Origin of the sequence: Pseudomonas mandelii (assembly GCF_024138395.1) — a bacterium.
Lineage (GTDB): Bacteria > Pseudomonadota > Gammaproteobacteria > Pseudomonadales > Pseudomonadaceae > Aquipseudomonas > Aquipseudomonas mandelii_E.
Genome location: NZ_JAMYDU010000078.1, coordinates 1 through 225, shown reverse-complemented (window position 1 = coordinate 225; position 225 = coordinate 1). Strand labels below are relative to the sequence as shown.

At 64.0% G+C, this 225-nt stretch carries 1 pseudogene; it reads left to right on the top strand.

Annotated features, from left to right (window positions below):
• Positions 1 to 225, top strand: a pseudogene (locus tag NHU87_RS28385) (putative Ig domain-containing protein); the annotation flags it as partial.

Below are 225 nucleotides of genomic sequence, written 5' to 3'. Positions count from 1 at the left end.
TCCGCACGGCGGTGAGCTACACCCTGTCGGCCAACGTTGAAGACGGCGTGCTGCTGGGTACAGCGGCACTTAATTTGGTCGGAAACGAACTGGACAACAGCCTCACCGGCAACGCCGCCGCCAACCTCCTCGACGGCAAGGCCGGCGCCGACCTCCTCGACGGCGGTGCCGGCAATGACACCTATATCATCGACAACCTCGGCGACACGGTGATCGAACGCGGCA